The organism is Hymenobacter yonginensis (assembly GCF_027625995.1).
GTDB lineage: Bacteria > Bacteroidota > Bacteroidia > Cytophagales > Hymenobacteraceae > Hymenobacter > Hymenobacter yonginensis.
Window position 1 is genome coordinate 1,204,267 of record NZ_CP115396.1, and the last position, 25,346, is coordinate 1,229,612.

Consider the following 25,346-nt stretch of genomic DNA (forward strand, 5'->3'; position numbering starts at 1 on the left):
GTGGCCGGATAGGCGGCAAGCCGACTACTTCCAGCAAGAATATAGTAGCTTTGCCAGGTTCCGCGCCCCTACATCCAGCCCACCTGTTTGCTTTGAAGTTCTGGCTCTTTCTGTTTCTGCTGCTGCCTTCCAGTCTGGCATTGGGAGCTGAGTCGCCGGCGCTGCTGCAGGCGCTGACCCGGGTGCGCAACCACCCGCAGCTGGATACGGCCCGCGTGAACCGCCTCAACGAGCTGGCCTTTGTGCTGCGCTCCACCGCTCCGCGCGACTCACGGGTGCGCTTCGAGGAGGCGCTGGAGGTGGCCCGGCTGATTGGGTATCGGTCCGGCGAGGCGAAAGCGCAGCTTGGCTTGGGCTTCTACTACCGCAAGCGCAATGAATACGGTCCGGCCCAGGCGTACACCGAGCAGGCCCGCCAGACCTTTGCCCGCCTCCGCGATCAGCGCAACCAACTGGCCTGCACCTACAACCTGGCGTACATCTACTCCGGCCAGGGCAACTATCTGCAGGCGCTGACCTACGCCCAGAAGGCCCTTACGCTGGCTGAAACCCTGAACGATCCGCATTGGCTGGTGCTGATGAACGCGCAGATGGGCATTATCAGCACCGAAGTAGGCGAGTATGCCCAGGCCCGCCGGCATCTGGAAAAATGCCTGCGGATTGCAAAGCAGCACCAAAACCAGCCCGGCGTGTCGCAGGGGCTGCGTGGCCTCGGCGACCTGTACCGCACGCAGCAGCAGTGGGATACCGCCCGCCGCTACTACGAGCAAGATGCCGCCCTCACCCGCCAACTGGGCGACGAGCCCGGCTTTCTGGTGGAGGAGCTCAACGTGGCCGACATGGCCGAGCACCAGGGACGCTTCCCTGAGGCTTTTGCCTACACCTACCGCGTACTGCGCAACATCCAAAAGCTGGATGTAGTGGGCTACCTGCCCTGGGCCCAGCTGGTGTTAGCCCGCACCCACCTGCACACCCGCCGCCCGGACAGCGCATTCTACTATGGCCAGGCTAGCCTGCAGGCCAGCCTGAAAAGCGGCGTGAAGGAAAGCATCCGCGACGCCAGCCAGGTGCTGACGCAGGCCAGCGTGCAGCAGGGCCGCTTTGCCGATGCCTACCGCTACCAGCGCCTCTACAGCCTGTACCAGGACAGCCTCAGCAGCCGCGACCTTATCCGGCGGCTGGCGGCCCAGCAGTACGCTGCTCAGCTCGCCCGCCAGCGGGCCCGCATCAGCCAGCTAACCCGCAACGCGCAGCTCATCCGGCAGCAGAACCGGCAGCAGCAGTGGCTGCTGGGCGTGACGCTGGGCGGGCTGGTGCTGGTGGGCGGGCTGAGTATGGTGCTCTGGCGCAGCAACCAGCTGAAAAAACGCGCTTACGCCCGCCTGGAGCAGCAGCAGCAGGAGCTGCTGGCCACCCAGAAGCAGCTGGTGGCTGCCGAAAAGTGGGCGTTTGTGGGCGAGCTGTCGGCGGGCATTGCGCACGAGCTGCAGAACCCGCTCAGCTTCATGAAAAAGTTTGCTGAGGTGAGTGTGGAGCTGCTCGACCACGACAGCACCCGGGCCCCGGGCGCATCGCCGGGCCTGCAGCAGGAGATTCTGAGCGGCCTCAAGCAGAATCTGCAGGAAATCAGCCAGCACGGGCAGCGGGCCTCGTCCATCATCACCGACATGCTCACGCACGCCCGCACCGGCACCAGCCAGCAGGAAGCCACTGCCCTCAATGACATGGTAGCCAACGCCCTGAGGCTGGCCTACGAGGGCCTGCAGGTGCAGCGCCCCGGCTTCCGGGCCACGCTGCACACTCAGCTGGACGCGGCAGTGGGGGAGGTGCTGCTGGTGCCCACCGAGATTGAGCGGGTGTTTCTGAACCTGTTCACCAATGCTTTCCACGCGCTGGCCGAGCGGGCCCGGCAGCAGCCCGCCAACTACGAGCCCACCCTGCACGTGAGCACCAGCCGCGAGGCCGGGCAGGTGTGCATTCGGGTGCGCGACAACGGCACCGGCATGGAGCCGCATGTGCAGCAGCAGATTTTCCAGCCGTTCTTCACCACCAAGCCGCTGGGCGAAGGCACCGGCCTGGGTTTGTCTTTGGCCCACGACATCGTTACGAAGGCCCACAGCGGCACACTCACGGTGGCCACCCAGCCCGGCAAATACACCGAGTTTGTGGTTTGCCTGCCTGCCTGAGGACTTAGCGGAGCAGCCGCAGTGTTGTGTCGAGCTGTTGGGTGCGGAGCAGCGTCTGGTACTGCTGCTGAATTCGTTGCTGATTCTGGCGCTGCTGCTGCTTGCGAAACGGCTTCACCTGGTAGCGGCGGGCGCCGGCTGGCCGGCTCAGCCCCACATACACCAGGCCGCGACTGGGCTGCCGGGTGGCCTCGCCGCTCCGGATCCGGGCAATCCGCTTTTCGTTGTTACCAAACAGGGTCTGCAGAGGGCTCAGGCCCACGTACAGGTTGGCTTGGCCGTTGAGGTAGTACTCGCCGCTGATGTTGAGGTCGGTGAGGTTGCTGTTGAGGTGCAGGTCTGGAATCAAAAGCCGCCCGCCCGCCAGTACAAAACGGGGGCTTACGGGCTCGAAATACAGATGGCTGGTGCGCTCTTCCCGCATAAAACGTAGGGCCTGCATCAGAGCCTCCACGTTCAGCAGCTCCAGATTCTGCAAATCGGTTTTCAGGAAGGCATAGGTCTGCGCGATGTTGGGCAGGAAGGTGTCATCCAGGTCGGTGCGCAGGTCGGTTTCGCCGTTTAGTGTGCCCCGGATATTGTCGGCGCCCAGCACGTCAAACCCTACCGCGCCGGCCAGCCCGAAGAGCTGGCTGAGCTGAATCTGGTGCAGCCGTAGCTGGGCCCGCAATGGGTGGTGGCCCGCGGCAGCATCGGTCTGCAAAGCGCCCCGCAAGGAAATATCACCCCCAAAAGCCTGCAACGAGCACTGCTGTAGCCGTACCTGGCCAGCTTCCAGGGTGCTGCCCAGTACAAACCGGCCGCCGCGTAACGCACCGTACTTCACCTGATCGGCCGTCACGTTCACGCGGCCCGTCACGGTACCATCCAGGAAGGGCGAGGGGCGCGTGCCGGCCGGGGCCCGCAGGCGCGAGTGGGCCTCTTCGGGCGGCGTGGGCATCGAACTCAGCGCGGCCAGCAGCTGCAGCAGGTGCTGAATATCGAGGGTGGCGTAGTGCAGGTCGAGGTCGGCGCGGGCGCGGGCCAGCCGGCTGCCATCCAGCAGCGCCGTCGCACTGATACGGCCTTTGCCGCCCGTGGAAGAGCGGAAGGTGAAAGCCGGAATCAGGAAGCGGCGCCCGTTTTTGTCGATGCGCAGGCGCAGCTGCTGCAGGGCCGCGGAGCCGGGCAGCACCAGCTGGTCCACGGCCACCGTCGCCTGACCGTTGGCAGCCAGCAGCACCTCGCGCAGCGTCGGGTCTTTGGGCGCGGTGCTGGCCCGGCGGGCGGGGCGCATCACGCGGGCCAAGAGCTGCTGGTAGCTGAGGGTAGGGAAATGCACGGATAGCTGCGCAGCCACGGGCTGCAGGTTGAGCGTATCGGTGGGCCAGCTGACGGTGCCGCGTACCTGGCCACCCCACACCTGCACCCGTAGGTCGCGCAGCTGCACGTAGCGGCCGTTGTGGCGCACGGTGGCCGCCAGGCGCTCCAGCGTATCGGCCGCCACCACCAGCCGGCCGCACCGCAGCTGAATGTTGAGGCGCAAGCCGGGCGGCAGCAGGTTCAGCGCCTGCGCCGCCAGCCGCTGATTGGGCGTGCGGCCGGTATCGGTAGGAGCCATGGGCCGCCGGCGGCGCTGGCCACTGCGCGGGGCCGCCAACAGCCGCCGCATCTCGCTCAGGCGCAGCTCATCCACCTCAAAAGTGCCGGCCACGTTCGTAATGGGGTGCTGGCCGCTGAAGTAGGCCAGCAGGTAGGTGGTGGTGGCGTTGGCGCGCAGGCGCATGCCGTTGATGCGTCCGGTAAGGTTTTCCAGCGTCCAGAGGCTGTCGTGCAGCCGGATGTTTACGTTCAGGCCGTTCATGTCGGCGTGGCGGCGCGGAATGGCGAAGGAGGCGTTTTCGAGGCGCACGGTGCCGCGGGCGGCAATGGGCGGCAGCAGCGTATCGGCCCGCGCCGCCCGCCGCCCGGCCCGGTCGGGGATGGTGGGCAGTACGCCGTTCAGCTCCAGGTTGATGGCAGCTTCGCCCTGGCGGGCCTGCCAGAAATTGGGCACCACCACGGCGGCCAGGGTCTGCAGGTCGGTGCGGCCGCGCACGTGGCCGTTGAAGCGGGGCTTGGTGAAGTCCGTGACCGACAGCACGGCGTCCAGCTCGCCGGCCCGGGAGTAGAGGCGGCACTGCTCAAACGTAAGGCTGGTAGTGCGCGGCGAGTGAGCCGGGCCGTTGTCGAAGGTGCCGCGGGCGTCCCAGCGCCGGATGCGCCGCGCCGAGTCGGCCCACTGCACCTGGGCGTTGCGCATGGCGAAGTGCAGGATGGTGCGCGGCCGCGTGGTGGGCCCGCTCACGCCCCGGATGCTGTAGCGGATGAAGGCGTGGCTGGGGCTGCGGGCGTCATCCAGAAAACGCTCCAGGCCGGTGGGCAGCGCCACCCGCAGCACCTCCAGCAGCGGCTGCCGGCCGGCAAAGCGCAAATCGAGGCGGGTGCCGCGGGTTTCGTTGGGTGCTGCGCCCCGGTGGGTGCCGCGCACCAGCACCGTGTCGTTGTTGAGCGTGACGCGGGTGCTGTGGAAACGGCCTTCGCGCTGCCGGAAGTTGTAGCTGTAGCGCACCTGCGCCACTACCGGCTCGTTGGTGAACAGGTTGCCGCGCCCACTACGCAGGTACACCAGCCGGGCATCAAGCCGCCCCCGTACGTGGGCCACTCCTTCCCGCACCCGCGCCGACAGCCGCCCCTGCCGCACGTACGCCGAAAAGCCACTCTGGTGCAGCTCGTTGCGGTCCGTAACGCGCACGTTGTAAAGCAGCAGCGAGTCCAGGTTGAAATCGGGCGGGCCTTTGGGCGTGGCATTGCGCGGGCCTTTGCCGCGCAGGCCCCAGTCGCGGCCCTGCCGGTCGGTAAGCTGCCGGAACTCGCCGTTGCGCAGCGTCAGGCGGCTCACCCGAAACTCGCCGCGCCAGATGCGCGACAAATCCAGGCGGGCATCCAGCTCACCTACGTGCAGCACGGGTACGGCGCGGCGGTAGGAGGTATCCGTGAGCTGCACGCCCTGCAGGGAGGCCGACAGGTGCGGGAAGTGGCGCAGCGCCGAGATGCTCACCGAAAACGGCGCCAGTACCAGATCGGAGTTGCGCGTAAGCCGTTCCCGGATGAGCTGTTCCAGGCGGCGCTGGCCCCATTCGGTGCCGATCAGCCAGGCGCCGCCCAGCACCGCCACCACCAACCCCAGCACGGCAACGGCCAGAAATTGGCGAAAGGACGGTCGTTTCATAAGGGCAACGTGGGCAGGGAACTTGGGCAGAGAGTTGGGGCCTATTACGTAGAATCTGCCATTGTGATACGCAAGCCGGCCGCGCGGCCACATAAATCTGCGGCAAGTCCGGGAAGTCCGTTACTTGCGGGCCCTATTCTATCGGTATCCATGAAACTTCCTTCCCTGCAGCTGCTGGCGGCCGAAGCGGCCCGCGCCGTGCGGCGCTTCCCCCTGACGCTGCTGTGCAGCCTGCTGCTGGGCGCGGCCGGCATCTACTACCAGCGGCTCAGCTACACTGAGAAAAACCACGCCGATTGGCTGTTTCCGCTGCTGTCGGCGGCCGGGCTGGGCTTGACGCTTACGCTGAACGTGGCGCTGGCCGGTGAGCGGTACCGCTGGCCGGTGCGGCGGAAGGCTATGGCCGCGGCCGGGGCGGTGGGGCTGCTGGGGCTCTGGTACGTGCTGTGCCCCGTCGAGCCGACCATCGTGTGGGGACTGCGGCTGCTGCTGTTGCTGCTGGGCCTGCACCTGCTGGTGGCCGTGGTGCCCTACCTGCCGCAGCTGCGCCACCGCACCGACACGCCCGGCTTCTGGCGCTACAACGAAACCCTGTTTCTGCGGCTGCTTACGGGTGGCCTCTACTCCGGCGTGCTCTACGTGGGTTGCGCGCTGGCTTTGACGGCCATTGAACAACTGTTCGAGCTGAAGCTGGACCGCCACGTCTACGAGCACCTGTTCATGGTGCTGGCCACGGGCTTCAATATCTGGTTTTTTCTGGCTGGCGTGCCCCGCGACTGGGTTGCGCTGGAGCAAGAAGCCCCGTATCCAAAGGGCCTGAAGCTGTTCACGCAGTTTGTGCTGCTGCCGCTGGTGGTGCTCTACCTGCTGATTCTCTACGCCTATCTGGCCCGGATAGTAGTGCGCTGGGAGCTGCCCGAAGGCTGGGTGTCCATCCTGATTCTGGCGTTTTCGGTGGCCGGCATCTTCGCCCTGCTCCTGATTCATCCCATCCGCGACGCCCCCGAAAACACCTGGCTCCGTACGTTCGCGCGCTGGTTTTACCGGGCGCTGTTTCCGCTGCTGGGGCTGCTGTTCGTGGCCATTGGCACCCGCGTGGGCCAGTACGGCATCACCGAGGAGCGCTACTTCGTGCTGCTGCTGGCCGCGTGGCTGGCGGTAGTGGCGGCCTACTTCCTGTGGCGGCAGGGGCAGGGCATCATCCGGATTCCGGCCTCCCTGGCCGTGGTGGCGTTTCTGTCCGCTGGTGGGCCCTGGGGTGCCTTTGCCGTGGCCGAGCGCAGCCAGCTCAACCAGCTGCGCGAAATCAGCAAGCAGTACGCGCTGCTGAAGGATGGCAAGCTGGACGGGGCCGGGCAGCGGGTGCCCGAGATTCCCGAAGAGGCCCGCAAGCGCATCAGCTCCATATTCGACTTTTTCGCGGATCGGGAAGCGGTTAAAGAGCTGCAGCCATTCTTCGCCACAAAGCTTACCATGCCGGATTCAATCCGTAGTATGCCCCGGTGGTCACGCAGTCATCAGCTAACCGAGGAGTTGTATGACATCAGTAACTTATCCGAGTGGAATAAATACGCTGTCGATGCCCAGGAAACCTCAGATATCGTGTCTTTCCACGCCGAAAATTCCGCCGTACAGTCTTTAGGTAACGGTCGTTATTGGGTCCAAAACGTCAATTCGAGTATGGCGGAAGGTGGCGGTAGCATTCCGCTGACCCTGCTGGAAGGTAACTTCCGCCTGCGTGTTCCGGATTCCGGAGCGGCGGTAATTCTGGAGCAGGAACGTGCAACGGGGCCATGGCATCCGCAGCTTACAGCTCCTCTCAACCGGCTGGCCGACTCATTGGTGGTACGAACCAGCGCTGAGCGAAACACATCCCAGGAGCTGCCGGCCCGGTCACTGACGCTGCGCACAACCAAGGGGCGTTACACTCTGCACCTATATCTGCAACGGCTGACCTGCAACATCCAGCACAGCAACAGCTACACCTTCGAGGGTAACGCGTTGCTTGAAATATTGCCTGCTCCTTAAAACCAACCAAACAAAAAGGGCCGCCGGCGTAATGCCGGCGGCCCTTTTCACGAAAAGGCTTCGGGACTTATTCCCACTCAATGGTTGCTGGTGGCTTCGAGCTGATGTCGTACACCACGCGGTTGATGCCGCGTACCTGGTTGATGATTTTGTTGCTGATCTCGGCCAGGAACTCGTAGGGCAGGTGGGCCCAGTCGGCCGTCATGCCGTCCACGCTGGTTACGGCGCGCAGGGCTACTACCCGCTCGTAGGTGCGCTCGTCGCCCATCACGCCCACGCTCTGCACCGGCAGCAGCATCACGCCGGCCTGCCACACTTTCTCGTAGAGGCCATGCTCCTTGAGGCCGTTGATGAAGATGGCGTCGGCGCGCTGCAATAGGTCCACTTTCTCGGGCGTAATGTCGCCGAGGATGCGGATGCCCAGGCCGGGGCCGGGGAAGGGGTGGCGGTGCAGGATGTGCTCGGGCAGCTCCAGCGTGTGGCCTACTTCGCGCACTTCGTCCTTGAACAAAGCCCGCAGCGGTTCCACAATCCGCAGGTTCATCTTCTCGGGCAGGCCGCCCACGTTGTGGTGGCTCTTGATGGTCACGGCCGGGCCCTTCACCGATACCGACTCAATCACGTCGGGGTAGATGGTACCCTGGGCCAGCCAGCGGGCGCCTTCCACTTTCTGGGCTTCGCGGTCGAACACCTCAATAAAAGTGCGGCCGATGGCCTTGCGTTTCAGCTCGGGGTCGGTGAGGCCCGCCAGCGAGTCGTAGAACTCCTGCGAGGCGTCCACGCCGCGCACGTTCAAACCCAGGCCCTGGTAGGAGTGGAGCACCTGCTCGTACTCGTCCTTGCGTAGCAGCCCGTTGTTCACGAAGATGCCGTGCAAACGCGTGCCGATGGCCTTGTGCAGCAGCAAAGCCGCCACCGACGAGTCCACGCCGCCCGAAAGGCCCAGAATCACCTGGTCTTCTTTCCCGATGGTGCGCTGCAGGGTTTCCACCATGCTATCCACGAAATGCTCCGGGGTCCAGCTCTGGTCGAGGCCGCAGATGTTCACTACAAAGTTCTGGAGCAGCGTTTTGCCGTCCGTCGAGTGCGTTACTTCAGGGTGGAACTGAATCCCGTAGGTTTCCTGCCCCTGAATTTTGAAAGCCGCCACGGCCACTTCCGGCGTGCTGGCCACAATATCAAAGCCCTCCGGCAGCGTCTTAATTGTGTCGCCGTGCGACATCCACACCTGCGACTCGGTGGGCACGCCGTGCAGCAGCGGCGAGTCATGGTGCACGTGGCTGAGGCGGGCGCGGCCATACTCGCGGATGGTGGCCGGCAGCACTTCGCCGCCCTGCTGGTGGGCCAGCAGCTGCGCGCCGTAGCACACGCCCAGCACCGGCACCTGGCCCAAGTAGGCGCTCAGGTCGGGGTCAGGCGAGTCGGCGTCGCGCACGGAACACGGGGAGCCCGAAAGCACAACGCCCCGGATATCCTCAGTGAGGGCCGGGGCGTGGTTATACGGATGAATTTCGCAGTAGACATTCAGCTCCCGGATGCGCCGGGCAATGAGCTGGGTGTACTGCGACCCAAAATCGAGAATCAGGATTTGTTGAGGCATACTGCAAAGCTACTCACGGATTTTGCGGAATAGGAAACTTCCGGCACATTAAATCCATTTGCAGGCCATAGGCACCAAGGCCCGTCGGCCGGCTGCCAGTGCGTGTTGGCCGTGCGCAGGCAGCCATTCCCCGTATCTGTGGCGGCCTGAAACGGGTTTGGGTAGTAGGTTTGCGCCAACGAAGGTATTTTTCACCAACCGTGGGCTGTACCATGCCGTAGTAGAGCACAGAGGCCGTTTTTGGGCTGTGCTTTTAGGATTAATCTTTTGTATCTGCCATGTTTTTCAAAGTTTTACTTCTGGGGGTGTTGGGTGGAGGAGTAGGCGCCGGACTGGCACCGGGCGCGGCACCAGTGCACGCCGTGCCGCAGCAGACGGCCCCGCACCAGCTGGTGGGCACCGTGGCCAGCCGCAGCGGCGAACCCCTGGCCGGGGCCACCGTCATGATAGTGGCCAACCGCAACTCCTCGGTCATCACCAACTCGGCCGGCCGCTTCCTGCTGCCCAGCCCGCAGCCCACGCCCGAGCTGCACGTCAGCTTCGCCGGCTACTACGATACCACCGTGGTGATGCCGCCGGCCGGCCAGCCGCTGGTAGTGGAGCTGCGCCCGGTGGCCCGCTACAAGAAGCAGCTCAAGAAACAGCTGAAGTCGGCCGACAAGGCGTGGCGTAAGAACTAGCGCCATCAGGCCCGGCACCGGCCATCTTTCGCCAATCTCCCGAAGGGCGGCCGGTGCCCTGCTCCGCAGTAGCAAGCCGTGTGCTGCGCTGGCTGGATTTTTTTTGGCCACGCAGCATAGGCAGCAGCGCTTTGGATACGAACCACTTACTGCGTGGGTACCGAACCGGAAAGGGCTCTGGATGCAGAAATTCCAGGAAAATAGTTGCCACAGTTGGCGCAATAGCCAAATCTGTGCGTACCTTTGACCCGGCGAGTCAGAACGACCAGCTCCTGTTGAACTCCCCCAGGACCGGAAGGTAGCAAGGGTAGACGGTTGAGCGGTGCGATTTTGGCTCGCTTTTTTTTCACGGATTGCGCCGGCCCAGCCGGATTTCACGGTTGCGTGACCAATTCGCCAGTAAGCAAAGAGCGGCTCCCAGGAGCCGCTCTTTGTGTTTCCGGCCCGTGAGCCGCGGCCGGCCGCTGGCCTGTTGGGTACAAAATCCGTGCAATCCGAGAAATCCGCTTAATCCGTGATTAGCTTTGCAGCCATTGTTGTCCCCAACCTACCCGCATGAAATTCTTCATTGACACCGCCAACCTGAAAGAAATTCAGGAGGCCGTAGAACTTGGCGTCCTCGACGGCGTGACTACCAACCCTTCGCTGATGGCCAAAGAGGGCATCCGCGGCACCGATGCGGTGCTGAGCCACTACAAGCAGATCTGCGAGCTGGTGGATGGCGACGTGTCGGCCGAGGTAATTGCCACCGATTTCGAGGGCATCATCCGGGAAGGCGAGGCCCTGGCCGACCTGCACCCCAACATCGTGGTGAAGGTGCCCATGATCCGGGACGGCGTGAAAGCCATCAAGTATTTCTCGGAGAAAGGCATCAAAACCAACTGCACGCTGATTTTTTCGGCCGGGCAGGCACTGCTGGCCGCCAAAGCCGGGGCCACCTACGTGTCGCCGTTTGTGGGCCGCCTCGATGACATCGGGCACGACGGCCTGCAACTGGTGCAGCAGATCGTGGACATCTTCAGCAACTATGGCTACCCCACGCAGGTGCTGGCCGCCTCCGTGCGCCACGTGCCGCACCTGCTGCAGTGCGCCGAGCTGGGCGCCGACGTGGTAACCTGCCCGCTCAACGTCATCACGGGCCTGCTCAACCACCCGCTCACCGACAAAGGCCTGGCCACCTTCCTGGCCGACCACGCCAAGGTGAATGGCTAAATGGCTTAATTGTTAAATGGTTGGCTGTTCAGGTATCTGCACGGCCAACCGTTTAACCATTTGACAAGTAAGCCATTCAACTATGTACATCATCAAAGTAAAAGGCAAGGCCAAGATTCCGGACTATATCCAGCTGCGCGACGAGGAGTTTGTGCTCATCGCCTACTTCCGCGCCGACCGGCCCCTAAAAGACCTGCACCGCTATGGTCTGGAAGGCAAGGAGGCGCCGCTGGCGGCCGTTATTGAGGGCCTGGAGTTCGGCAAGCTGCAGAAGCTGGAAGTCTGAGCTGCCGCGCCGCGTTGTAGCGTTCCGGATGAAGTGAAGCTGTGGGGCTGACCGGGTTTGCCGGCGGCCGGCAGCGCGCTTCATCCGGAATTCTGTTTTTTCTGGAAGTCCCTCTGCCCCGTATCTTCGCCCCATGCCTACTGCCACCAACCCCGTTATCGAGCTCCACGACGCCTACATCATGCAGGATGTGAACACCGTGCTGCAAAAGGTGACATTCACGCTCGACAAAGGCGAATTTGCGTATCTGGTTGGCCGCACCGGCTCCGGCAAAAGCTCGTTGTTGAAAACCCTGTACGCCGATCTGGCCCTGGGCGGCGGCACGGGCACGGTGGTAGGGTTTCCGTTACCCAAGCTGAGTAGCGGCAGCAAAGTGCCGTTTCTGCGGCGCAAGCTGGGTATCATCTTCCAGGATTTCCAGCTGCTGTTCGACCGCACGGTGGCCGAAAACCTGCTGTTTGTGCTGAACGCCACCGGCTGGAACGGCAAAGCCCGCAAGCAGCAGCGGATTTCGGAGGTGCTCATGCAGGTAGGTTTGGCCAACTCGGCCGCCAAGATGCCGCACCAGCTGTCCGGCGGCGAGCAGCAGCGCGTGGTCATTGCCCGGGCCCTGCTCAACGAGCCGCTGTTGCTGCTCGCCGACGAGCCCACCGGCAACCTCGACCCCGATGTGGCCGACAGCATCATGCGCCTGTTTGTGGAAATCAACAACTCCGGCACGGCCGTGCTCATGGCCACCCACAACTACCAGATCATCCAGCAGTACCCCAAGCGGGTGCTCAAATGTGAAAAAGGGCAGCTGGTAGACTCCGCCACCACGCCGTTTCAGCTCAATTCCTTAAACTAGGCTGCTATCAGGCTCCGTTGCGGGGCCAGTGCTGCCAAGCAGTATTGAACGGACGGACGGTTTCTACATGCGCAAATCTGAGGTGAGCTTTCCGGGCCTTTCGGTGCTGATTCCGGTGTATAACCGTGACGTGACGCCGTTGGTAAGCGCCCTGCTGGCCCAGGCCGCCGACTGGAGCGGGCCGGTGGAAATCCACTGCCTCGACGACGCCTCCGAGCCCCGGTACCGCCGCCTCAACCAGGCGCTGGCCGATTTGCCGGGTGTCTGCTACCAGGAGCTGCCGCACAATGTGGGGCGCGCCGCCATCCGCAACCAGCTGGCCGCCGCCGCCCGCCACGAGTGGCTGCTGCTGCTCGACAACGATAGCCTGCTACCCGACGACCAGTTTCTGGCCCGCTATGCCGCGGCCCGGCTGCTGGCGCCGGTGCTGGTGGGGGGCACCACCTACGAAGCCCAGCCGCCGGCCGAGCCGGCTTTGTACCTACGCTGGCTCTACGGGCGCCGCCGCGAGGCCCGGCCGGCAGCCCTGCGCCAGCGGGCCCCGCACGGCCAACTCACCCTCAACAACATGCTGGTACAGGCCGCCGTGTTCCGCCGCTTCGGCCTCGATGAAACCCTGACCCGCTACGGCCACGAAGACACCAAGTTCGGGTGGCTGCTGCGGCAGGCCGGCACCGCCGTGCACCACCTCGACAACCCCGTGCTACACGACGGCCTGGAGCCCGCCGCCGTGTTCTTGGGCAAAACCCACGATGCCGTGCGCAACTTGGCCCGCCTCTACCACGCCGAAGGCCTGGGAGCCGATACCAAGCTGCTGAAAGCGGCCTTGCAGTTGCGCCGCTGGGGCTTGGGCGAGGCCGTGCGTGTGGCCTTTGCACTCCGGCAGCAGCAGGTGCGCCGCAACTTGCTTTCCGGCCAGCCCAGCCTGCGCCAGCTCGACGCCCTGAAGCTCTACTGGCTGCTGACGGAACTGAAGTAATAGTCAGGTTAGTCAGCTGCTGCCGGTGGAATGTTGCGACGATTTAGTGCATAAAAAAGGCCCCTTCTCACGTGAGAAGAGGCCTTTTGACCCGGGTGGGTGCGCTTAGTCGTTGTCGGTGTTTTTCACTTCCGACTTCGCTTCCTTGAAAGCGCCTTTCACGGCGCTGCCTACTTTCTTGCCGGCATTTTTTACGTCAGTGGCAGTGTTGCTAGCGGCCTGGCCCACTTTGCTGCGCTCGTCGGCGGTTTCTTCCTTCACGTCGTTGGCACCGCGGGCTACGGCATCAGCGCCCTGAGCAGCGCGGGCTTCCGACTTGTCAAACGACTTGAAGGCGGCGTACTTCAGTTTTTCCTTCTGAATCTCGGCCAGGTCTTTGGCTGGAATGTCGCCTTTCACCTTGTCGTATGCTTCGTCGAGGGCGCGCCATTCGGAGTTGATGTAACGCCAGTCTTCGATGTCGTACTTGTCTTCGTTCTGCTTCACGTTGGCCACGAATTTCTCGTACGTTGCGCGGGCATTAGCAGCGGTAATCTGGGCGGCCGGGCTCATGGGCTTATAGTACTTGCCCGGTTTCATGGTGCTCATGTCGGTAGAGGCAGCCGTACCTGCTGCGGCGGTAGCCATGCCAGCGTCGGCGCGGTTTTTCCAAGCCATTTCGCGCTTGTCGTAAGCGGCGGTATAACGGGTGCGGAGGGCCTCAATTTCTTGGCGACGGGCGTCGTCGTAGCCATCGGCGTACTTATCGACGGCCGCTACTTTGGCGTCGAAATCGGCCTTCATTTGTGCGGTTTCGCGGTCGTAGTCGGCTTCAGCCTGGGTAGCTACGGCATCGGCTTTGGCTTCAGCATCCGAAACGAAGGTGGCGAAGTCGTTGTAAGCCTGGTCGCTTTCGGCCGAAATTTCCTTCTGCTGGCTTTGGTTGCAGCTGGTCTGGGTGAAGGCGGCACCGCCCATCAGCAGCATGGCCGACAGAGCGTGGAGGGTGAGTTGTTTCTTGAACATGGCGGGAGAGAGAGTAGTAGAAATGTAGGGCCGCTGGCAGGTGGTGCATCGGCTTTGGCGGATATAACGCAGGCCTAATGCCCGGGGTTACGCTACCAGCCCGGCAGATGGCGCGGGTGGCCGGGTTTCTTTCTTAAGCGCTTATTCGTTTGCTTTGCCCCGTGCCCACTGCCTCCCAGCCCCCGCAACCTATTCAACTTCTCGATCTGCCCGCCCAGCATGCCCCCATCCGGGCCGAGCTGGAAGCCGTGCTACACTATTCGCTGGATGAATCGGCCTTCATTCAGGGGCCGGCCGTGCAGCAGTTTGCCCGGGAGCTGAGCCGCTACCTCGGCGGGCCGCACGTGGTGCCCTGCGCCAACGGCACCGACGCCCTGCAGCTGGCTTTGATGGCGCTGCGTCTGTCGCCCGGCGCCGAGGTCATCGTGCCGGCTTTCACCTACGTAGCCACGCTGGAAGCCGCCGCTGTGCTGGGGCTGGTGCCCGTGCCGGCCGACGTGCTGCCTGGCACCTTCAACCTCGATCCGCAGGCTGCCGCCGCGGCTATCACGCCTCGCACCGGAGCCATTGTGGCCGTGCATCTGTTTGGGCAGTGCGCCGACCTGCAGGCGCTGCGCAGCTTGGCCGACCAGCACGGCGTGGCGCTGATTGAAGACAACGCCCAAGCCATCGGGGCCACGTTCCAAACCAGCCGGGGCGAAACCTGGGTGGCCGGCACGGTGGGGGAGGTGGGCACCACCTCGTTTTTTCCCAGCAAAAACCTGGGCGGCTTCGGTGATGGCGGCGCGTTGTTTACCCGCGACGAAGCCCGCGCCACCTATCTGCGCCAGCTCGCCAACCACGGCCAGGACCGCAAGTACCACCACGCCCACATCGGCCTCAACTCCCGCCTCGATACGCTGCAGGCCGCGCTGCTGCGCGTGAAGCTGCCGCACCTGCCCGCCTGGACCGCCGCCCGCCAGTATGTGGCCGCCCGCTACGATGCCGCCCTGGCCGACGTGCCCGGCGTGGCGGTGCCAAACCGCGACCCACGCAGCACCCACGTCTTTCACCAATACACGCTTACTGTTGCCGAGGACGTGCCCGGCCGCCGTGACGCGCTGCAGCAGCATCTGGCGGCGCACGGCGTGCCCAGCGCCGTGTATTATCCGCTGCCCACGCACCTACAGCCGGCCTATGCCCACCTGGGCTACCGCGCCGGGCAGTTTCCGGTGGCCGAGCGGCTGTGCCGCACGGTGCTGTCGCTGCCGATTCATCCAACGCTTAGCGACGAGCAGGTAGCCTACATAGCGGCCGTGGTGCGGGCCGGCTATCATTCCGACGAAGGAGGAAGCTGAGTGGAAATCGTCTGGGTTCTACCTCAGATACTTCCTTTGTCAGAATGGCAATTGCGTACTGGCACTGTTTTTTCTTTTTGCCGTATAGACACCACTTTCCACGACTCCAGATTCTCTGATTTATGCGCCGTTCCTTCCTGACGCTGCTTCTGCCACTGGCCGGCGTAGCCGCCCTAACTACCGCCGCCATCAACAAACCCGCGCAGTTCAGCCTGTTCTCCATCCAGCAGGACATTGAGCTGGGTGCCCAGGTGGCCCGCCAGACCGACTCCACCTACCGCGCCAAAGGCCAGCTGATGGAGCGCAGCCGCAACGCCCGCGCCTATCAGCTGCTTGATGGCGTGGTGAAGCGCGTGCTCGACAACGGCAACCTGAAATACCGCACCCAATTCCCGTGGGATGTGCAAATCATCAAGGACGACCAGATCCAGAATGCCTTTGCTACCCCTGGCGGCCACATCTACGTGTACTCAGGCCTGATTAAGTTCCTGGATAATGAGAGCGAGCTGGCCGGCATCCTGGGCCACGAAATTGCCCACGCCGACCGTCGCCACAGCACCCAGATGCTGCAGAAGCAATATGGCACCAGCCTGCTGCTGGGCATCGTGCTTGGCAACCGTTCCAACAGCCAGCTGGTGCAGCTGGCGGCAGGCGTGGGCCAGCTCAAGTTCAGCCGCGACTACGAGCTGGACGCCGACAAATACTCCACCATCTACCTCAACGGCACCCGCTACTACGACTGCGACGGGGCCGCCGGCTTCTTCATTAAGGCTGAAAAGCAGGGGGGAGGCGGCACGCCCGAGTTCCTGAGCACCCACCCCAACCCCGGCTCGCGCATCACCAACATCCAGAAAAGCGCCCAGTCGCTGGGCTGCGCCAGCCGCTCGGTCAGCAACACTAATTTCACGGAGCTGAAGCGGCTGCTGTAAGGGCTGCTACCGTTTGCATCGGTATGAAAAGCCGGTTCCAGTGCCTCAGCAGGCCGGAACCGGCTTTTTGGCGTTTCTAAACAGCCCGTGGCAGTAGCGCGAGCTTTGTGGTTTGCGCCCGCGCGCCGGCAGAATTACCTGAATAGGGCAAACGGCGTGGGGGGGCGAACTACAAAGTTCGCGCTACTGGTGGCTGCGTGCCACGTGCCTGAAACGAGCGGCAGGATAGGCGCAGGAGAAACCCGCGTTTTTTCGGAGCTTGCCGAACATTCCCGTGCTCTGAACCCTGCTTGCCTTGGCTGATTCTTCTGCTGCCGTTCGTTTTGCCATTTGCGGCGTGGGCCACATCGGGCGCCGCCATGCCGCGTTGGTGGCGCGCCACCCCGGCGCCCAACTCGTGGCCCTCATCGACACAAACCCCGAAGTGCATTCAGAGCTGGCAGCCGAGTTTCCCGGCGTGCCGTTCTTCGTGTCCCTCGATGACTACCTGACCCATGGCCCCGCCGCCGACGTGCTGACCATTGCCACGCCCAACGGCCTGCACGCCCCGCAGGCGGTGCGCGGCCTGCGCGCCGGCTTGCACGTGGTGGTAGAAAAGCCGCTGGCCCTGAGCAAAGCCGACGCCGAGCAAATTGTGCACACAGCGCTGCAAACCGGCCGTTTTGTGTTTGGGGTGATGCAGAACCGCTACTCGCCGCCGGCCGCCTGGCTGAAGCAGGTGATGGACGAAGGCCGCCTGGGGCAGGTGCATCTGGTGCAGCTCAACTGCTTCTGGAACCGCGACGAGCGGTACTACACGCCCGGCAGCTGGCACGGCACCCGCGCCCTCGACGGCGGCACGCTCTTCACCCAGTTTAGCCATTTCGTGGATTTGCTGTATTGGGTGTTCGGCGACATCACGAACATCTCGGCCCGCTTCCGCGACTTCAACCACGCCGGCCTCACCGAGTTCGAGGACAGCGGCCTCGTCACGTTCGACCTGCTGCGCGGTGGCAGCGGCACCCTGCAATACAGCACCGCCGTCTGGGACCGTAACCTGGAAAGCTCCCTCACGGTGGTGGCCGAGCGCGGCAGCCTGCGCCTCGGCGGCCAGTACATGGACAAAGTAGATTACTGCCACCTGCGCGACTACACCATGCCCGAACTTGCGCCCACCAACCCCGCCAACCAGTACGGCCCCTACCAGGGCTCCGCCGCCAACCACGTCCACGTCATCGACAACGTAGTCGACACCATCCAAAAGCGCGGCGTAGCCACTACCAACGCCCTAGAAGGCCTGAAAGTGGTGGAGATGATTGAGCGGATTTACGCGTTGAAATAAGATAGGAGCAGGTATGGGTTATTTTATTGGGGGGATAAGGTTGTTTTATAAGATTTTATTAGTTGAGTGTATTGTGTTTTGTGTGAATATTTCTCTATTGTTTTCAATAAATGCGTTCGATACGTTGAATAAACTAAGAGGAAGTATTTCTCTTGAACCAACTTTATTTATTGTATTCTATGGGAGTGTTATAGTGCTTGGGCTGTGGGCGCTCAGTGAACTTGTTTTACCCCGTGAAGTGAGCTTAATAAGCGGAGGGATGGTCATAAAGAGAGGATTTATTGTCGTCAACAGAATACCGTACGATTCAATAAGTACTTTAACTTTCGGCAAGGCCAATATTGAAAAGAGTCGCGCCGGGTCGCTCAAGAACGATACTGTGGCCAAGGGTGAGAAGGTACAAATTCAGGTACATAATAAGACGGTGCAGGTATATTCCTTTCAGATAAACGGGTATGCTGTTTTCAGGCAGAAATTAATTAATCTGTCTGTCAAAGCAAAAATCGTAGGCGCCCGTAGATATTCTGACGATGTGGGCTATGGATTTCTAACCGTAGGTGGTTTGTTCCTGCTGGCAATGACTTACATTGTTGTGCTCAAGTAGATACTCATCCTGCTAAATCAATAAACCGCGGTTGAACTCCCCCGACCAACAAGCCCTCCACGACCTGCAGGCCTGGCAGCGCCGGATGCAGCAGCAGCCCACGTGGCTGAACCAGGTGGCGCGGCGCGTGCAGGCGCGGCTCAATGCCCTGCTGCCGGAAAAGGTGCACGTGGCCATCACCGCAGCCATTCAGAAGATGGTGCAGGGCGTGCTGTTTGGCTCCACGCACACCACGCAGAAGCCGGTTTCGGAGGGCACGCTGCAGGAGCGGGAGGCGCGGGTGCGGGCCCGCATCCGGGCGTACCGCAACACGGCAGCCGTGGAAGGCGGCGTGACCGGGGCCGGCGGCTTCCTGCTGGGCCTCGCCGATTTTCCGCTGCTACTCAGCATCAAGCTGAAGCTGCTGTTTGATATTGCGGCCCTCTACGGCCACGATGTGCGCAGCTTCCCGGAGCGGCTCTACCTGCTGCACATCTTCCAGTTGGCGTTCAGCAGCCAGCACACCCGCCGCGAAACCTACCGCCAGCTCGCCGCTTGGCCCGAAACGCAGCAAACCGTTACGGCCGAAACCTTCGACTGGCGCACCTTCCAGCAGGAATACCGCGACTACATCGACCTGGCCAAGCTGGCCCAGCTGGTGCCCGTCATCGGGGCGGCCGTGGGGGCCGTGGCAAACTACCGCCTGCTGGCCCAGCTTGGCGAAACGGCTATCATGTGCTACCGCCTGCGCTGGTTTGCCGAGCACGGCCGCATTACCGGTGAGGCGGATTCCGCACAGTAGGTGTCATTCCGACGAAGGAGCAATCTGGGTAAGCACATGCAGCGTCAGCACCCAGATTCCTCCTTCGTCGGAATGACACAAAAAAAACAGCCCTGACGGAAAAGTCAGGGCTGTTTTTTTAAGCGCTGGGATGCTTAGCCTTTGGCCTGCTTGGGGCCCTGGTGGGCTTTGCGCTTGGCCATGCGGTCCGACTGCATCTGGGTGTACTTGGCGTACTGGTCGGCGCTCAGGATTTGCTTGAGCTGGGCGTCGTACTGGGCTTTTTTGCCTTTCATGGCCTCATGGTGCTGGCGCTTGGTAGCAGGCGTGGTGCCGGCCTGGGCTTTGTAGGCCTGCATTTCCTTGGCGCGGCTCAGGTGCAGCTGGCGCACCTGCTCAGTCTGGGTGGCCGACAGGCCGAGCTGCTTGGTGAGGCTCTTGGCGGCGTGGTCGGCGCGTTGCTCGGGCGTTTTGGCGGCTTTGTCGCCTTTCATGCGGTGCTGGCCGTGAGGCGCTTTGGCGGGCAGCGTCTGGGCCGAAACGGCGGCGGCAGAGAACGAGAAAGCGGCGAGGATGACGAGGAACTTCTTCATGGCTATGATTGGAAAATTTATGACGGGTGAAAAAAGCCCGCTGCCGTCCGGACTGGCGGCCGGGCTTCTGCAGGGTCATTTGCAACTCCGGTGCCAGTTTTCGGTGCCAAGCCTGAAACTGGGCCTCTTGAAAAATTTAAATTTTTCGGTTAAACCTTCGTTTGCGGGCTCGGTCGCGGGCTTTTATCGGGGCTGACGCCTTGGAATCGGCCGGTTCCAGCACTGGCGGGCGAAGGCCGAGGCCCCGGCTTCAGGCTGGCGGGGTCGGGCAGCCAGGGGCGAGGAAAGAACCGCCGGCCGCAACAAAACGGGGCGGTCGGGGCTTTGTACAGTCCGGGTTGCGGGGGCAGCAATCCGGTTTTACCTTTGCCCTATCAATTCTTTCTAGCCCGAAGGATTGTTTTTATACAGAGGCGCTGAGAGACAGGCTCGATGAAGCGTCGGCAACCACCCGGAACCCTCCGGAACGGTGCCAATTCCTGACCATATAAAAACAAGTTGCCGTGGACGCTTCCAACAACCTCCTGCATTCAACCTCCGCTTTTTTGGCTCCGGCTGCCGCGTTGCGGCTGGCGGGCCGGGGCTGTTGTTGCTGTTGTTGTCGGGCGTAGCTAGCCCTTTCTCTGTTTTTGCGGGTATGCGCCCGCCGGCGCTGCACGTCGGCCGGCTGCTGCACTGAGCGGCTTCGCGCCTGCACCTCCTCTTTTTCTCGGATTGTCGCCCGATGGCCGGGCCGGGCGCAGACTTTGCGCTCCGTTTGGCGGCCTGCGGTGGCTGCTGATTCGCTCGTTGCGCGGCTTGTGGGCGGCGTAATCGGTTAGGCCGGACTTCCGTCCCTGCGTTGTTTTTTCCCGGGAGCCGGTGGCGTTGCGCTGCTGCCGGCGCCGTTTCGTTTTTCATTTTCCGTCTTTTTGCTTCTGACTATGTCATCCCTCCAAAAGCCCATTGGTATCTATTTCGAGCACCCCGAGTGGTTTAAGCCGCTGTTTGCGGAGCTGGACCGCCGCGGCCTGCCCTACGAGAAAATCGACGCCGCCCACCACCTGTTCAACCCCTCGGAAAAGGAAAGCCGCTACAGTTTGGTGGTGAACCGCATGAGCTCGTCGGCGTACCTGCGCGGGCACGGGCAGGGCATCTTCCACACGGCCGGCTACGCCACGCATCTGGAGCGTATCGGCACGCGCATCATCAACGGCTCGGCGGCCACGGCCATCGAAACCAACAAGGCCCGGCAGCTGTCGTTGTTTGAGTCGCTGGGGCTGAAATACCCGGCTTCGCGGGTTATCAACCACGCCTCGCGGGCCGTGGACGCCGCGCGTGAATTGCGCTTTCCGGTGGTGGTGAAGGTGAACATTGGCGGCAGCGGCGCCGGCATTATCCGCTTCGATACGCCCGAAGGCCTGCAGGCCGCCGTCGACAACAACCAGATTGACCTGGGCATCGACCAGACGGCGCTGGTGCAGGAGTACGTGACGCCCCGCGGCGGCCATATTCACCGCGTGGAAACGCTCAATGGCAAGTTTCTCTACGCCATGAAAGTGTACACCACCGGCGAGAGCTTCAACCTGTGCCCGGCCGAAATCTGCCAGATTCCGGAAGAGCAGTCGGCCGAGTTCTGCCTGACCGAAGCCCCGAAAAAGGGCATCCAGGTGGAAGCCTTCACGCCACCCGCCGACGTAATTGAAGCCGTGGAGCGCATCGTGGCGGCCGCCAAAATCGACGTGGGCGGCATCGAATACCTCATCGACGACCGCACCGGCGACGTGCTGTTCTACGACATCAACGCTCTGTCCAACTTTGTGGCCGACGCCGTGAACGTGGTCGGCTTCGACCCCTACGCCCGCTTCGTGGACTACCTGGAGTCGCAGTTGCCAGTGGCGGCGGTGGCGCGGGAAGAAGTAGCCACGGTGTAGAGACGCAATATTTTGCGTCTCGTCGATGAACGATCTGCATCGCGCAGATCAAGCAACATCAGCAACGGCGAGACGCAAAATATTGCGTCTCTACATCGCAGACCGTCCCAACGATTCATATTCCACTTTATAGTCGGCCCTGCTGGCGGTAAGAGCCGCAACGAAGCGGTAGAGATGCTTCGGCTTCGCTCAGCATGACGTTCTATCAATCTCAACTCAACGAACCATGAAATTTGGCTATTGGATGCCCATTTTCGGGGGCTGGCTGCGCAACGTCGAGGACGAGCAGATGCCCACCGACTGGAGCTACGTGAAGCAGCTGGCGCAGCGCAGCGAAGCCCTGGGCTACGACCTGACGCTGATTGCGGAGCTGTACCTGAACGATATCAAAGGCACCGAAGCCCCGTCGCTGGAGGCTTGGAGCACGGCCGCCGCGCTGGCCGCCGTGACCGAGCAGCTGGAAATTATGGTGGCCGTGCGCCCCACTTTCCATAACCCCGCGCTGCTGGCTAAGCAGGCCGCCAACATCGATTTGATTGCGCCCGGGCGGTTGTCGCTGAACGTGGTATCGAGCTGGTGGAAGGATGAGGCCACCAAGTATGGCCTGCACTTCGAGCAGCACGACGACCGGTACGCCCGCACCCGCGAGTGGCTGGACGTGGTGACCAACGTGTGGAAGCAGGACCATTTCAGCTACGACGGCAAGTATTACCAGGTGGCCGATAACGTGCTGCAGCCCAAGCCAGCCAAAGTCCCGTTCCTGTACGCCGGCGGCGAATCGGAAGCGGCCAAGGACTTGATTTCGACCCAGTGCGACGGTTACGTGATGCACGGCGACTCGCCGGAGCTCATCGGCGCCCGCATTGCCGACATGCGTCGTCGCCGCGAACAGAAAGGCCTGCCGCCCATGAAGTTTGGCGTGGCCGGCTATACCATCGTGCGCGACTCGGAGCAGGATGTGAAAAAGGAGCTGGACCGCATCACCAACGTGAAGGCCTCGGCCTCGGGCTACGGCAACTACCAGCAGTGGCTGGCCGGCACCCAGCTGGAGCAGCAGGTGTCGCTGCACGACTACTCGGTGTCCAACCGTGGCCTGCGCACCGGCCTGACCGGCACGCCGGCCCAGCTGCAGGACCGGATTGGCGCTTTCGAGGACGTAGGCGTGGATTTCTTCCTGTTGCAGGCTAGCCCGCAGCTGGAGGAAATGGAGCGTTTCTCCGAATCCGTTATCCAGACGCTGGTGTAGCGTCGTTACTTTCAAACGTCAATCTCTCACGTACTGGCGGGCAGCCTGCCCCTAACCAGTTGCCTATCACCCCACTACCAGCAAGGCGCCGCTACACAACGGCTGCGTGCGTCTTCACCCTCTTTCATGCTTAGAAAATCACTGGAACTGCTGCGGCAGGAGGCGGCCGAAACCGGCGCCGGAACGCTCAAACGAAGCCTGAATGGCTTCAACCTCATTACCATCGGCATCGGCGTAATTATCGGGGCGGGCCTGTTCTCGCTCACGGGCATTGCCGCCGCCAACAACGCCGGCCCGGCCGTAACGCTGTCGTTTGTGGTGGCGGCGGTGGGCTGCGCCTTCTCGGCGCTGTGCTACGCCGAGTTTGCCTCCATGGTGCCGGTGTCGGGCTCGGCCTATACTTACGCCTACGCCACCATGGGCGAGCTGTTTGCCTGGATTATCGGCTGGGACTTGGTGCTCGAATACTCGGTAGGCGCGGCCACGGTGGCCATCAGCTGGTCGCAGTACCTGCTCAAGTTCCTGAGCAAGTACGGCATCATTGTGCCGCCGCAGCTGGTGATGTCGCCGTTTGAAACGGCCACGCTGGCCGACGGCAGCACGGTGCACGGCTTTGTCAATATTCCGGCCATGCTGATTGTGCTGGCCATCACCATGATTATCATTCGGGGCACGTCGGGCTCGGCGTGGTTCAATGCGCTGGTCGTGACGCTGAAGGTGTCGGTGGTGCTGGTGTTTATCGCGCTGGGCTGGCAGTATATCGATCCGGCCAACTACCAACCATACATTCCGCAGAATACCGGGGTGTTTGGTGAGTTTGGCTGGAGCGGTATTCTGCGTGGGGCCGGGGTGGTGTTCTTCGTGTTCATCGGGTTTGATATCGTGGCCACCATGGCCCAGGAAACCAAGAATCCGCAGCGCAATATGCCCATCGGCATCATTGGCTCGCTCGTTATCTGCACCATTCTATTCGTGCTGTTCGGGCACGTGATGACCGGCTTGGCCAATTACACCGAGTTCAAGAACAGCGCCGCGCCGGTGGCTATTGCCATTGAGAAAACGCCTTACGCCTGGCTGTCGTCGGCCGTGATTCTGGCCATCATCATCGGCTATACCTCCGTAATTCTGGTGGACTTGCTAGGCCAGAGCCGGGTGTTTTTCAGCATGGCCAAAGACGGCCTGCTGCCCCCGGTTTTCGCCCGGATTCACGAACGGTTCCGCACGCCGCTGCAGTCAAACCTGCTGCTGGGGCTGTTCATTGCGCTGTTCGCTGGCTTCGTGCCGATTTCGGTGGTGGGCGAGATGACGAGCATCGGTACGCTGCTGGCCTTCGTGATGGTGTGCGTAGGCATCCTCATCATGCGCAAGCGCGAGCCCGACGCCCCGCGCGGGTTCCGCACGCCCTGGGTGCCGCTGGTGCCCATTCTCGGCATCCTGACCTGCGTGCTGATGATGGTGTCGCTGCCCTGGGAAACGTGGCTACGGCTGGCCGTATGGCTGGCTATCGGCCTGGCCATCTACTTCGGCTACGGCCGCAAGCACAGTAAGCTGGGAAATGAATTAAAAATCAAGAATTAAAAATTGAGCATTGGGCCGGTATGGCCCGCCGCAACAGCCGGGGCCGGGAGGTTCCGGCTGTTTGCGTTATGGGGTGGCTTGCGGAGAAAAAACCGGTCGGCGCCGGGTTTCTGCGTATAACGAGGCTATGTCTACTCGTCGCACGTTCCTTTCTTCGCTCGCGCTGGCTGCCACGGCGGCCGCGCTGCCTTCTTCGCTTATGGCCATGCCCCTCGCCGCCCGTCCCAAAGTGCTGTTGTTCGATGTCAACGAAACCCTACTCGACCTGCGCAAGCTGCAGAGGGCCATCAACGAGGAGTTTAAATGGGAGTTTGCCTTCAAGCAGTGGTTTTCGCTGCTGCTGCAATACTCGCTCGTAGATACCACCACGGCCGCTTACCACGATTTCGGGCAGATTGGGGCCGCCGCCCTCGATATGCTGGCGCAGTCCTTGGGCCAGTCGGCCCGCCCCGAAGCGCGCAAGAAGGAGCTGCTGGCCCTCATCACCGAGCTGCCACCGCACCCCGACGTAGTGCCCGCCCTCACGCGCCTGCAGAAAGCCGGATTCCGCATGGCCACGCTCACCAACTCATCGGGCCCGGCCGTGAAAAAGCAGATAGCCTACGCCGGCCTCGGCAGCTTCTTCGAGCAACTGCTGAGCGTGGACGTTGTGCAGCGCTACAAGCCCCACCCCGACACCTACCGCATGGCCTGCCAGAAGCTCCAGGTGGCTCCCGCCGACACGTTGCTGATTGCGGCCCACGGCTGGGATACGGCCGGAGCCGTGCGCGCCGGCCTGCAGGCGGCCTTCGTGGCACGCTCTGGCCAAGCGCTGTACCCGCTGGCCGCCGCCCCCGCCTACACCGGCCCTACTGTAGCGGATATTGCCCGGCAGTTGGGCGCGTAGGAGGTGCCGTTAAGCAGTGGAATTGGGGGTTTCTGCGGTTGGGATTAGGCCTGCTGACACGTAGCTTTGAGCCCGTATCCAGCTTATTCTATCTTCTGTGGAAACT

21 protein-coding genes, 1 other RNA gene and 1 riboswitch are annotated in these 25,346 nt (G+C 62.6%); of the genes, 18 read left to right on the plus strand and 4 right to left on the minus strand.

What is annotated here, in order from left to right:
- The first annotated feature begins 92 nt into the window (after positions 1-92).
- The gene (locus tag O9Z63_RS05195) at positions 93-2,186 is read left to right on the plus strand and encodes a tetratricopeptide repeat-containing sensor histidine kinase (protein ID WP_270128269.1); all 2,094 of its coding nucleotides are present in this window, start codon (positions 93-95) and stop codon (positions 2,184-2,186) included.
- 4 nt (positions 2,187-2,190) lie between these two features.
- Here the strand turns inward: O9Z63_RS05195 and O9Z63_RS05200 are convergent, their stop codons facing one another.
- Positions 2,191-5,436 (minus strand): AsmA family protein, encoded by a 3,246-nt coding sequence (locus tag O9Z63_RS05200; RefSeq protein WP_270128270.1) that lies wholly within the window; start codon positions 5,434-5,436, stop codon positions 2,191-2,193.
- Positions 5,437-5,586: 150 nt separating this feature from the next.
- Between O9Z63_RS05200 and O9Z63_RS05205 the strand changes: the two genes are divergently transcribed.
- Positions 5,587-7,464 carry a DUF4153 domain-containing protein gene (locus tag O9Z63_RS05205; RefSeq protein ID WP_270128271.1) on the plus strand — a complete coding sequence of 626 codons (1,878 nt, stop codon included), beginning with the start codon at positions 5,587-5,589 and terminating at the stop codon, positions 7,462-7,464.
- Positions 7,465-7,531: 67 nt separating this feature from the next.
- Here the strand turns inward: O9Z63_RS05205 and guaA are convergent, their stop codons facing one another.
- A complete protein-coding gene (gene guaA, locus O9Z63_RS05210) occupies positions 7,532-9,064 on the minus strand; it encodes a glutamine-hydrolyzing GMP synthase (RefSeq protein ID WP_270128272.1) in 1,533 nt (510 codons plus the stop codon).
- 278 nt (positions 9,065-9,342) lie between these two features.
- On the opposite strand from guaA, the gene O9Z63_RS05215 reads away from it, so the two are divergent.
- The 6 genes from O9Z63_RS05215 to O9Z63_RS05240 all read left to right on the plus strand — a co-directional run bounded on the left by O9Z63_RS05215 (position 9,343) and on the right by O9Z63_RS05240 (position 13,068).
- Positions 9,343-9,744: a carboxypeptidase-like regulatory domain-containing protein gene (locus O9Z63_RS05215; protein ID WP_270128273.1), complete on the plus strand. Its 402-nt coding sequence runs from the start codon at positions 9,343-9,345 to the stop codon at positions 9,742-9,744.
- Positions 9,745-9,992: 248 nt separating this feature from the next.
- Positions 9,993-10,089: signal recognition particle sRNA small type (gene ffs / locus O9Z63_RS05220), an RNA gene on the plus strand.
- A gap of 210 nt (positions 10,090-10,299) precedes the next feature.
- Entirely contained in the window at positions 10,300-10,956 is a 657-nt protein-coding gene (gene fsa / locus O9Z63_RS05225; protein WP_044012824.1) for a fructose-6-phosphate aldolase, read from the plus strand.
- 82 nt (positions 10,957-11,038) lie between these two features.
- Positions 11,039-11,242: a hypothetical protein gene (locus O9Z63_RS05230; protein WP_044012821.1), complete on the plus strand. Its 204-nt coding sequence runs from the start codon at positions 11,039-11,041 to the stop codon at positions 11,240-11,242.
- 133 nt (positions 11,243-11,375) lie between these two features.
- A complete protein-coding gene (locus tag O9Z63_RS05235; protein ID WP_270128274.1) occupies positions 11,376-12,089 on the plus strand; it encodes a cell division ATP-binding protein FtsE in 714 nt (237 codons plus the stop codon).
- Between the two features lie 67 nt (positions 12,090-12,156).
- Positions 12,157-13,068, plus strand: coding sequence for a glycosyltransferase (locus O9Z63_RS05240; protein ID WP_270128275.1), 912 nt, complete (start codon positions 12,157-12,159; stop codon positions 13,066-13,068).
- Positions 13,069-13,173: 105 nt separating this feature from the next.
- Here O9Z63_RS05240 and O9Z63_RS05245 read toward each other — a convergent pair whose 3' ends face one another.
- Complete coding sequence (locus O9Z63_RS05245) at positions 13,174-14,073, minus strand: DUF6565 domain-containing protein (protein ID WP_270128277.1); 900 nt, start codon at positions 14,071-14,073, stop codon at positions 13,174-13,176.
- Positions 14,074-14,234: 161 nt separating this feature from the next.
- Between O9Z63_RS05245 and O9Z63_RS05250 the strand changes: the two genes are divergently transcribed.
- The 5 genes from O9Z63_RS05250 (at position 14,235) to O9Z63_RS05270 (ending at position 19,045) form a co-directional block, all read left to right on the plus strand.
- Positions 14,235-15,410, plus strand: coding sequence for a DegT/DnrJ/EryC1/StrS family aminotransferase (locus O9Z63_RS05250; RefSeq protein ID WP_270128278.1), 1,176 nt, complete (start codon positions 14,235-14,237; stop codon positions 15,408-15,410).
- Between the two features lie 122 nt (positions 15,411-15,532).
- On the plus strand, positions 15,533-16,339 hold the full coding sequence (locus O9Z63_RS05255) for a M48 family metalloprotease (RefSeq protein WP_270128279.1): 807 nt from the start codon (positions 15,533-15,535) through the stop codon (positions 16,337-16,339).
- 295 nt (positions 16,340-16,634) lie between these two features.
- Entirely contained in the window at positions 16,635-17,660 is a 1,026-nt protein-coding gene (locus O9Z63_RS05260; protein ID WP_270128280.1) for a Gfo/Idh/MocA family protein, read from the plus strand.
- An 82-nt stretch (positions 17,661-17,742) separates the two neighbouring features.
- Positions 17,743-18,264 (plus strand): hypothetical protein, encoded by a 522-nt coding sequence (locus O9Z63_RS05265; RefSeq protein WP_270128281.1) that lies wholly within the window; start codon positions 17,743-17,745, stop codon positions 18,262-18,264.
- 31 nt (positions 18,265-18,295) lie between these two features.
- Positions 18,296-19,045 (plus strand): EcsC family protein, encoded by a 750-nt coding sequence (locus tag O9Z63_RS05270; RefSeq protein ID WP_270128282.1) that lies wholly within the window; start codon positions 18,296-18,298, stop codon positions 19,043-19,045.
- A gap of 134 nt (positions 19,046-19,179) precedes the next feature.
- On the opposite strand, the gene O9Z63_RS05275 is transcribed toward O9Z63_RS05270, so the two are convergent.
- Positions 19,180-19,617, minus strand: coding sequence for a hypothetical protein (locus O9Z63_RS05275; protein WP_270128283.1), 438 nt, complete (start codon positions 19,615-19,617; stop codon positions 19,180-19,182).
- A gap of 4 nt (positions 19,618-19,621) precedes the next feature.
- On the opposite strand from O9Z63_RS05275, the gene O9Z63_RS05280 reads away from it, so the two are divergent.
- The 5 genes from O9Z63_RS05280 to O9Z63_RS05300 all read left to right on the plus strand — a co-directional run bounded on the left by O9Z63_RS05280 (position 19,622) and on the right by O9Z63_RS05300 (position 25,240).
- Positions 19,622-19,813, plus strand: coding sequence for a hypothetical protein (locus tag O9Z63_RS05280; RefSeq protein WP_270128284.1), 192 nt, complete (start codon positions 19,622-19,624; stop codon positions 19,811-19,813).
- Positions 19,814-20,017: 204 nt separating this feature from the next.
- Positions 20,018-20,111: riboswitch (SAM riboswitch) on the plus strand.
- Between the two features lie 429 nt (positions 20,112-20,540).
- The gene (locus tag O9Z63_RS05285; protein WP_270128285.1) at positions 20,541-21,530 is read left to right on the plus strand and encodes an ATP-grasp domain-containing protein; all 990 of its coding nucleotides are present in this window, start codon (positions 20,541-20,543) and stop codon (positions 21,528-21,530) included.
- Between the two features lie 226 nt (positions 21,531-21,756).
- Positions 21,757-22,776 carry an LLM class flavin-dependent oxidoreductase gene (locus O9Z63_RS05290; protein ID WP_270128286.1) on the plus strand — a complete coding sequence of 340 codons (1,020 nt, stop codon included), beginning with the start codon at positions 21,757-21,759 and terminating at the stop codon, positions 22,774-22,776.
- A 126-nt stretch (positions 22,777-22,902) separates the two neighbouring features.
- Entirely contained in the window at positions 22,903-24,354 is a 1,452-nt protein-coding gene (locus tag O9Z63_RS05295) for an amino acid permease (RefSeq protein ID WP_270128287.1), read from the plus strand.
- 127 nt (positions 24,355-24,481) lie between these two features.
- Positions 24,482-25,240, plus strand: a complete 759-nt coding sequence (locus O9Z63_RS05300; RefSeq protein ID WP_270128288.1) for a haloacid dehalogenase type II — start codon at positions 24,482-24,484, stop codon at positions 25,238-25,240.
- Positions 25,241-25,346 lie beyond the last annotated feature (106 nt).

Coding starts and splice junctions, on each gene's coding strand:
- O9Z63_RS05205 (WP_270128271.1), top strand. CDS start 5,587: ATGAAACTTCCTTCCCTGCAGCTGCTGGCGGCCGAAGCGGCCCGCGCC.
- O9Z63_RS05285 (WP_270128285.1), top strand. CDS start 20,541: ATGTCATCCCTCCAAAAGCCCATTGGTATCTATTTCGAGCACCCCGAG.
- O9Z63_RS05230 (WP_044012821.1), top strand. CDS start 11,039: ATGTACATCATCAAAGTAAAAGGCAAGGCCAAGATTCCGGACTATATC.
- O9Z63_RS05245 (WP_270128277.1), bottom strand. CDS start 14,073: ATGTTCAAGAAACAACTCACCCTCCACGCTCTGTCGGCCATGCTGCTG.
- O9Z63_RS05240 (WP_270128275.1), top strand. CDS start 12,157: ATGCGCAAATCTGAGGTGAGCTTTCCGGGCCTTTCGGTGCTGATTCCG.
- O9Z63_RS05200 (WP_270128270.1), bottom strand. CDS start 5,436: ATGAAACGACCGTCCTTTCGCCAATTTCTGGCCGTTGCCGTGCTGGGG.
- O9Z63_RS05235 (WP_270128274.1), top strand. CDS start 11,376: ATGCCTACTGCCACCAACCCCGTTATCGAGCTCCACGACGCCTACATC.
- O9Z63_RS05215 (WP_270128273.1), top strand. CDS start 9,343: ATGTTTTTCAAAGTTTTACTTCTGGGGGTGTTGGGTGGAGGAGTAGGC.
- O9Z63_RS05290 (WP_270128286.1), top strand. CDS start 21,757: ATGAAATTTGGCTATTGGATGCCCATTTTCGGGGGCTGGCTGCGCAAC.
- O9Z63_RS05295 (WP_270128287.1), top strand. CDS start 22,903: ATGCTTAGAAAATCACTGGAACTGCTGCGGCAGGAGGCGGCCGAAACC.
- O9Z63_RS05275 (WP_270128283.1), bottom strand. CDS start 19,617: ATGAAGAAGTTCCTCGTCATCCTCGCCGCTTTCTCGTTCTCTGCCGCC.
- fsa (WP_044012824.1), top strand. CDS start 10,300: ATGAAATTCTTCATTGACACCGCCAACCTGAAAGAAATTCAGGAGGCC.
- guaA (WP_270128272.1), bottom strand. CDS start 9,064: ATGCCTCAACAAATCCTGATTCTCGATTTTGGGTCGCAGTACACCCAG.
- O9Z63_RS05255 (WP_270128279.1), top strand. CDS start 15,533: ATGCGCCGTTCCTTCCTGACGCTGCTTCTGCCACTGGCCGGCGTAGCC.
- O9Z63_RS05280 (WP_270128284.1), top strand. CDS start 19,622: ATGATTGGAAAATTTATGACGGGTGAAAAAAGCCCGCTGCCGTCCGGA.
- O9Z63_RS05300 (WP_270128288.1), top strand. CDS start 24,482: ATGTCTACTCGTCGCACGTTCCTTTCTTCGCTCGCGCTGGCTGCCACG.